At 36.3% G+C, this 6,312-nt stretch carries 3 protein-coding genes; 1 reads left to right on the top strand and 2 read right to left on the bottom strand.

Going from position 1 to position 6,312, the window contains the following annotated elements; translation table 11 throughout:
* Window positions 1-253: 253 nt before the first annotated feature.
* The gene (dnaK, locus tag HGC4_RS09070) at window positions 254-2,161 is read right to left on the bottom strand and encodes a molecular chaperone DnaK (protein ID WP_050709817.1); all 1,908 of its coding nucleotides are present in this window, start codon (window positions 2,159-2,161) and stop codon (window positions 254-256) included.
* A gap of 335 nt (window positions 2,162-2,496) precedes the next feature.
* On the opposite strand from dnaK, the gene HGC4_RS09065 reads away from it, so the two are divergent.
* Window positions 2,497-4,665, top strand: a complete 2,169-nt coding sequence (locus tag HGC4_RS09065) for a polysaccharide lyase 8 family protein (RefSeq protein ID WP_050709816.1) — start codon at window positions 2,497-2,499, stop codon at window positions 4,663-4,665.
* Between the two features lie 113 nt (window positions 4,666-4,778).
* Here the strand turns inward: HGC4_RS09065 and HGC4_RS09060 are convergent, their stop codons facing one another.
* Window positions 4,779-6,110, bottom strand: coding sequence for a rhamnogalacturonidase (locus HGC4_RS09060; protein WP_050709815.1), 1,332 nt, complete (start codon window positions 6,108-6,110; stop codon window positions 4,779-4,781).
* Between the last annotated feature and the right edge of the window lie 202 nt (window positions 6,111-6,312).

Genomic DNA, 6,312 nt, shown 5'->3' with positions numbered 1-6,312 from the left:
CTTTAATTACGGCGTCGTCTGTCCATCGTTTTTCACCTCCTTTGTCTATAAATGTGATGAGTAGTTCTTTAGTTGTTTGTGAATATCCGAAAGATGATAAGCACATTAATAAGAGTAGGAATAAAGTCTTTTTCATGTTTGTGATTAGTTAAATTAAAATTATAAAACGAAGGTGAAAATAGTAAATAAAAACCTAAATAAAAAAGTTATGGCCAATGCGGTCATCCCTTTTTATACTATATAGAAATAGTAATTATTTCACTTCTTCAAAATCAACATCAGTTACATCACCATCGTTGTTTGGTTGTTGTGCACCTCCTTGATTAGGATTAGCTTGTTGATTAGGATCTGCTGCTCCACCTGTAGCATTATACATTTCTTGGCTTAATGCCTGGAACAAAGTATTCAATTCTTCCATTGCTGCATCAAGAGCTGGAATATCCTGAGCCTTATGAGCATCTTTTACTTTAGTTAAAGCTGCTTCGATTGGGGCTTTTTTGTCAGCAGGAATCTTGTCACCCAGTTCAGATAATTGTTTTTCTGTTTGGAAGATTAAAGAGTCTGCTTGATTAAGCTTGTCAATCTTTTCTTTTTCTTTTTGGTCAGCTTCAGCATTAGCAGCAGCTTCGTCTTTCATTCTTTGGATTTCAGCGTCGCTTAATCCTGAAGAAGCTTCGATGCGGATAGATTGCTCTTTTCCTGTTGCTTTATCTTTAGCAGATACTTTCAGAATACCATTAGCATCAATATCAAAAGTTACTTCGATTTGAGGTACACCACGTTGTGCAGGTGGTAAACCATCCAAATTGAATACTCCAATTTGTTTATTGTCTTTAGCCATTGGACGTTCACCTTGTAATACATTGATTTGTACTGATGGTTGATTGTCGCTCGCAGTTGAGAATGTTTCACTCTTACGAGTTGGTATTGTTGTGTTAGACTCAATCAATTTAGTCATTACACCACCCATAGTTTCGATACCTAAAGAAAGTGGAGTAACATCAAGCAACAACACATCTTTAATATCGCCAGTCAATACAGCACCTTGAATAGCTGCACCTACTGCTACAACCTCATCAGGATTTACACCCTTAGAAGGAGTTTTTCCGAAGAATTTCTCAACCTCTGCTTGAATTGCAGGAATACGAGTTGATCCACCTACAAGAATTACTTCATCAATGTCTCCAGCAGTAAGACCTGCATCTCTTAGAGAGTTACGGCAAGGCTCGATACAAGCACGAATTAATGAATCTGCTAATTGCTCGAATTTAGCACGAGTTAATGTTTTAACCAAGTGTTTTGGCATTCCATTAACAGGCATAATATATGGTAAATTGATCTCTGTTGAAGTTGCGCTAGAAAGTTCAATTTTAGCTTTCTCTGCAGCCTCTTTCAAACGTTGAAGAGCCATTGCATCTTTACGTAAGTCAAGACCTTCTTCTCTTAAGAATTCTTCTGCTAACCAGTCGATGATTACTTGGTCAAAGTCGTCTCCACCTAGGTGAGTATCACCGTTTGTAGATTTTACTTCGAAAACACCGTCACCTAATTCAAGGATTGAAATATCGAATGTACCACCTCCAAGGTCGAACACTGCAATCTTCATATCCAAGTGTTTTTTGTCCAAACCATAAGCAAGCGCTGCTGCAGTAGGTTCGTTCACAATACGCTCAACTTTCAAACCTGCGATTTCTCCGGCTTCTTTAGTTGCTTGACGTTGTGAGTCGTTGAAATAAGCAGGTACTGTAATAACAGCTCCTGTTACTTCTTGTCCTAAATAATCTTCAGCTGTTTTCTTCATTTTTTGAAGTATCATAGCCGAAATTTCTTGTGGAGTATAAAGACGACCATCAATATCCACACGTGGAGTATTGTTATCACCTTTTACTACTTTATATGGTACACGTCCGATTTCGCTTGAAACCTGATCCCAAGTTTCACCCATAAATCGTTTGATTGACGAAACTGTTTTTTCAGGGTTTGTGATAGCCTGACGTTTTGCAGGATCCCCTACTTTACGTTCGCCACCTTCAATAAAAGCAACAATAGAAGGTGTAGTTCTTTTTCCTTCGTTGTTTGCGATAACGATTGGCTCGTTACCCTCTAATACGGCAACACAAGAGTTTGTGGTACCTAAGTCGATTCCTATTATTTTTCCCATTTCTTGATTATATATTTATTTGTTATTTTTTTAGTCTAATCTGTCGTTTTGCTACGACACTAGAGAATAATCAAATCTTGTGCCAAAAAATACGAAAAAACAAAATATGACAAAGTGACAGAATTATTTTCAAGCCGTCTTCCTCGTGTTTATAAAGGTAAGTATAATGACAATAGGGGCTTATAGTTGTAAATCATAATAATAGTGGTTTTAACATTATCTGTAAGATAAAGAGCACAGAAATATTGGTGAATGTGATTAATTCTTAAAATTTTTCATATTTTCGTAGTTCAGAGAGATTTGAGTTATCCTTAACCTATTAAACCTATACTATTGTGAAAAAGACCTTATTTAGAGTTTTTCTGTTCTTGCTTATAGTCACACCTGCTTATTCATATGCAGATGAGATCGAAACTATTAAGCAGAACTATATTAGCTTGCTCTTGTCAGAAAATGAAAGAGAGCAGCAATTAGTCAACAGACTGATTGTATTTCCCAAAGAATCGGCAGTTTCGGATCAGATGGTTGTCGAATTGATGGATCGCTACCGTATTGCTCCTGATGATGTTTCCCTATTGTTAAGTACTTTGCAATTAGACGGCTCATGGAAAGATGTAGATTATGAAAGTCAAAACCGTTCGGGGTGGTTGCCTAAACTGCATGTTGAGCGCATACTTATTTTAGCTAAGGCATACCGACTTCCTTCTTCGGGATATTTTGAATCGAAAGAGGTTGAGAATGCCATTCATAAATCACTGAAATATTGGATTGATAAGAAATTGGTGAGCCCCAATTGGTGGCATAATCAAATAGGTGTACCCAAAACTTTGGGAGGAGCCTTAATATTATTTGAAGAAAAACTGAGTCCACAAGAAAAACAAGATGCTTTAGTGATAATGAGTGAAGCTAAGTTTAGAATGACAGGGCAAAATAAAGTCTGGCTTGCAGGCAATGTCTTGGTCAGAGGATTGTTGGAAAATAATCTGGATTTGGTGAAATCGGCTAGAGATACAATTGCTTCTGAGATCAGAATTGGAGAGGGCGAAGGAATAAAATTAGATAATAGTTTTCATCAACATGGAGCGCAACAACAGTTTGGAAATTATGGAGCTGCTTATGTTTCTAGTATGAGCTTTTGGGCTCAGATGTTTGGAGGTACTTCTATCGCCTTTGATCAGTCACAATTGAATATTCTTAGTAATTTGATTAACAATGGATATAGCCACATCCTTTGGAATGGCTACATGGATATTAATGCTTTAGGGAGACAGTTTTTCAGAAAAGCTCAGATTCATAAAGCATTTAGTGTTGGATTTTCGTCGGTTATGCTGTCCGAAGTTGATACTGTAAACGAGAATCGATATAAAGAATTAATCAGAGATAATTTTGAAACCAGAGATGCCCCCGCATCTTTAACGGGTCTGTATCATTTCTGGATGTCAGATATGACTGTTCAGCGTCGCCCTTTGTGGATGGCTTCTGTTAAAATGTCATCGGATAGAGTAATAGGTGCTGAGGCTGGAAATGGAGATAATCTTAAAGGTTATTATCTGGCAGACGGGGCGACTTACACCTATGTAGATGGCGATGAATACTTGGATATCTACCCTTGTTGGGATTGGCGAAAACTACCAGGTATAACTAGTTATGAAACCAATACTCCTCTAAAACAACTTTCGTGGGGAGGTTATAACAATAGTAGCAATTTTGTAGGTAATGTTAACGATGGGAAGTTTGGATTGACTGCCATGGATTTTTACCGTGATGGTATTACAGCTCGCAAGGCATGGATATTCACAGATGATTATCTTCTTTGTCTGGGGGCTGGTATTTCAGCAGATAGTGGTTGTGTAGTGACTACATCGATAGAACAACAAGTGAAAAAAGGTGACTTACTTCAATTGAAAAATAATGCTTGGGAGAAAATTAATTCTTCTGAATTTTCTCTGCAGAATGATATTCGCTTCTTTAGTGGCAAAAAAGGATATATTATTTTAGAACCATCTAAAGAGAAAGCTTTGGTTGAATCTCGCACCGGAAAATGGAGTGACATCATGAACATGTATCCTAAAGATATGGTGGAAAATAAAGATGTTGTTTCTTTATGGATTGATCATGGTATCAATCCTAGGAATGAGGCATATCAATATCTGATTCTACCAGCAAAATCGGAAGAAGAAGTAAAACAGTTTAATATAGAAGATATCAAGATTGTTCATAACACGAAGGAGATTCAAGCAGTATGGCTAGCTAAAGAAAGTATAGGTTTTGTAGCCTCGTATCTCCCTGCCGATGTGAAAATATCAAAAAATATTCATCTTAAAAGTAGTGATACAGGATTGTTTCTTATTAAGCAGAATGGAAAGAAACTGAAAATAACGATCTCAGATCCGACTCAACAATTGGAATCTATGAAGATCGAGATCAATAAGAAAAAGTATCTAGTAAATCTTCCTCAAGGAGATAAAAGAGGAACTTCTGTTGATTTGGAGGTTTCTTTATAAGGAAGTATAACCGAAATAAGATTTTGTGATACTCATAAAACCGCCGCTCTCGAAAGCGGCGGTTTTTATTTTATAAAATATCTATGTCTTAATATGGAGCTAATTATGTAAGCTTAATATTTTTTCTCTCCGTTAATTATTACATTTTTCAGAGTAAAATTCTTTATATAGTCGGTCTGAATTGTACCTTTTGTAGCTTCAATATTCAGGTTTTCGAATGTAAAGTTTGATAACTCATATTGATCCGAGTTGCTTACATTGAATAGGGTACTGCATTTAAAGTTAATATTACGCATAGTAACATTACTAGAATAGGATAGGGGTATATTTGTTTGCCCTTTTAGATCGAAGAATTGTGTCCAAGGTTGAATAAATAAGAAATTAGATGCATTTCCTGTAATATCTTCAACCAAAATGTACTCATAATTTTGAGGAGTATCAGGTCTCATTTTCAGCCAAAGCAAACGCTTTGCATTATCTACGCGAGTTCGTCTCAGTATTATATTATGATTGTGAATAGATTCGCTGCCTAGAGTTAATGCTCCGTGGCAAAATCCGTAAACGCAATCTTCAATAATAATGTTTCTGTTACTGCCATTGTTTTCGTCTTTATCAGCTAGAGGACCTTTGCCGCCTTTCAAAGCGACTGCATCATCATTAACCGACATGTAGCAATTCTTGATAAGTACATTTGTGCATACATCTAAGTCAACTGCATCTGTGCTGGGAGCTTTTACAGGTTCGGAAGGAGAAAATATATAAAGATTTAGAAGCTTTACGTTTTCACATTTATAGATATGCGTAGTCCAGAAAGGGGAGTTTATCAATCTCACTCCCGAAAGCTGAACATCTTTACTATTGGATATATATACTAATCGGGGACGTAATTCATCCATATTTGTGCACTTAGGGTTTACCTCTCTTCTCAACCAGAAGGATTCCCAATAACGTAACCCATTTCCGTTGATAGTGCCTTTACCTGATATTGTAAATCCATCAACTTTATCGGCATTAACAAGCGCTGCAAAATATTTTAATGTCTGCCCTTCCATACGGGTATTGACAATTACAAAATTACTGATGTCGTCGCTGCCTTTTAGTGTTGCTCCCTCTACTAGGTGAAGATGTGTATTAGGCTTGAAAAAAAGAGAGCCACTTAAGAAAGTTCCTTTAGGTATAATTACTACACCTCCTCCTGATTGGGAGGCTTTGTCAATGACTGCTTGTATTTTCTCCGTCTGTATTATGTTACTGTCATTAATAACTCCGTAATCGGTAATCAGAAACTTTTTACCCAATGTCCTTATATCTGTTTCTTCAACTTGTCGAAACCAGTCAGGAATTGGTGTTCCATCGGGAAATAAATCTTGTTTCTGTGCTAGTGCATGGACATGAAAGATTATTGCAAATATAAATGCTAATAGCTTTAAATTTTTTCTTTTCATAGTTAGTAAATGAAGGTATTTAATGATCTGTTTTCAAGTTATAGTAGGTTTTATAGCTGTTATGTTCGCTGAAATATTAAATCTGCTTACAACTGCAAGGTCTTTATAATTACAAACATATCAATTAACTTTTGTAGCTTCACTATTGTTTTTTGTAAAAAGACTATTGAAAGTGATCAATGTGCTATGATATCTGCTATTG

It is taken from the genome of Dysgonomonas sp. HGC4 (genome assembly GCF_001261715.1).
Taxonomy (GTDB): domain Bacteria; phylum Bacteroidota; class Bacteroidia; order Bacteroidales; family Dysgonomonadaceae; genus Dysgonomonas_A.
Note: the sequence above shows the minus strand (reverse complement) of the source record. Positions and strands in the feature narration are given on the sequence as shown.